This window comes from Mesorhizobium sp. M7A.F.Ca.CA.004.12.1.1 (assembly GCF_003997835.1).
Taxonomy (GTDB): domain Bacteria; phylum Pseudomonadota; class Alphaproteobacteria; order Rhizobiales; family Rhizobiaceae; genus Mesorhizobium.
Genome location: NZ_RZRK01001102.1, coordinates 1 through 1,550, shown reverse-complemented (window position 1 = coordinate 1,550; position 1,550 = coordinate 1). Strand labels below are relative to the sequence as shown.

Sequence of the window (1,550 nt, the reverse complement as noted above, 5' to 3'; positions counted from 1 at the left end):
TCAAGCGGGTCTCGACCGCATCGACGTCGCCATCGGCATAGAGCGACACTTCGTGGATGTCCTTGTCCTCGTCGACCTCCAGGACGGCGATCGGCAGCCCTTCTTCCTCGAAGGCTGCCTCAAGCGCCGCGAAAATGCTGACGGACTCGGTCTTTCCGGTGGTGAAGTAAAGGCGCGTCTGGGTCATGAAATCTGTTTCTTTTTGAGCATGATCTTGCCCGAAAACCGGTTCCCACTTTTCGGGATCAAGCTCTAGCCTTTCGCCGCCAGCCGCTTCAGCTTGGCGATGGCCGTATCGGCGCTTTCACCGTAGGCGATGGTGCCGGCAAAGTCGCCATTGGCGTTGAGCAGCAGCACCGAGGCGGTGTGGTCCATCGTGTAGTCGCCGTCGCCGGTGTCGACCTTCTTCCAGTAGATGCCGAACGACTTGGCCATGGCGTGGACCTTGTCGGGATCGCCCGTGATGCCGATGATGCGGTCGGAGAAATTGCTGACATAGGCGTTCATCACTTCCGGCGTGTCGCGCTCGGGATCGACCGATACGAAATAGGCGTGCAGGTTCTTGCCGTCGTCGCCGAGCGTCTTCAGCCAGCCGGCCAGTTCGAACAGCGTGGTCGGGCAGACCTCGGGGCAATGGGTGAAGCCGAAGAAGACGACGCTGGGCTGACCCCTGAAGGCAGCCTCGGTGATCGGCGCGCCTTTCTGGTCGACCAGGGTGAAGGCAGCGCCGAAGGGCTCGCCGCCATAATGGCCGCGATACCAGTCGAAAGTCAGCCAGCCGATACCGGCGGCCATCAGGACGAGAATGCCGACCAGGATAGAACGCATCATCAGAAAAGTCCGTCTGCAGAAATCGCCGCGCCGGCTCAATGCCGCGCCTGTGCGACAGTCTTAGCGGTTCGGCCTCGCACAGGCAAAGTGCCGCGTTGCCGCAACCGCAGTGGTGTCGACCTATCTGCTTGCAAAGCCGGGCTGCTCGCCCCACCTGTGACCGGCAACTCGAACCGCAGGAGGCTCCCTTGCCACGACTGATTGGGCACGGACTGATTGGGCGAAAACTGATCGGCGGCGCGTTGGCCGCGTGTGTTGTCGTTGGCGCCGGTGCCGCAGTCGCCGAGGAAGTCGGCAAGGTCGGCGTCGACTGGCTCGGCAATGACATCATCGTCGAAGCGATCAAGGATCCGAAAGTGGAAGGCGTGACCTGCCACGTCTCCTATTTCGATCGCGGCATCATCGATCGCCTGCACAAGGGCAACTGGTTCGAGGATCCGTCCGATTCCTCCATCTCCTGCCGCCAGACCGGCCCGATCACGATCGGCGACATCGACATGAGCGAGGGCGGCGAGGAGGTGTTCAAGCAAGGCATCAGCCTGATCTGGAAGAAGCAGGTGGTGAACCGCATCTACGACAAGCCCAATGAGACGCTGATCTATCTCTCGCATGCGCGCCAGGTGCAGAACGGCTCGGCCAAAATGTCGGTCACCACCGTGCCGCTCTACGGCCAGAACGTGGTGTGGAGCAAAGGCAAGCCGCAATAGGCTGCTTAGTTC

The 1,550-nt window shown here is 61.3% G+C and carries 2 protein-coding genes and 1 pseudogene; 1 reads left to right on the top strand and 2 read right to left on the bottom strand.

Annotation, left to right across the window (positions count from 1 at the left end):
• Both EN984_RS34075 and EN984_RS34070 read right to left on the bottom strand, forming a co-directional pair.
• Positions 1–187 (bottom strand): annotated as a pseudogene (locus EN984_RS34075) (50S ribosomal protein L11 methyltransferase); the annotation flags it as partial.
• 65 nt (positions 188–252) lie between these two features.
• Positions 253–831, bottom strand: a complete 579-nt coding sequence (locus EN984_RS34070; RefSeq protein ID WP_127269253.1) for an SCO family protein — start codon at positions 829–831, stop codon at positions 253–255.
• A gap of 188 nt (positions 832–1,019) precedes the next feature.
• On the opposite strand from EN984_RS34070, the gene EN984_RS34065 reads away from it, so the two are divergent.
• Entirely contained in the window at positions 1,020–1,538 is a 519-nt protein-coding gene (locus EN984_RS34065) for a CreA family protein (protein ID WP_127384331.1), read from the top strand.
• Positions 1,539–1,550 lie beyond the last annotated feature (12 nt).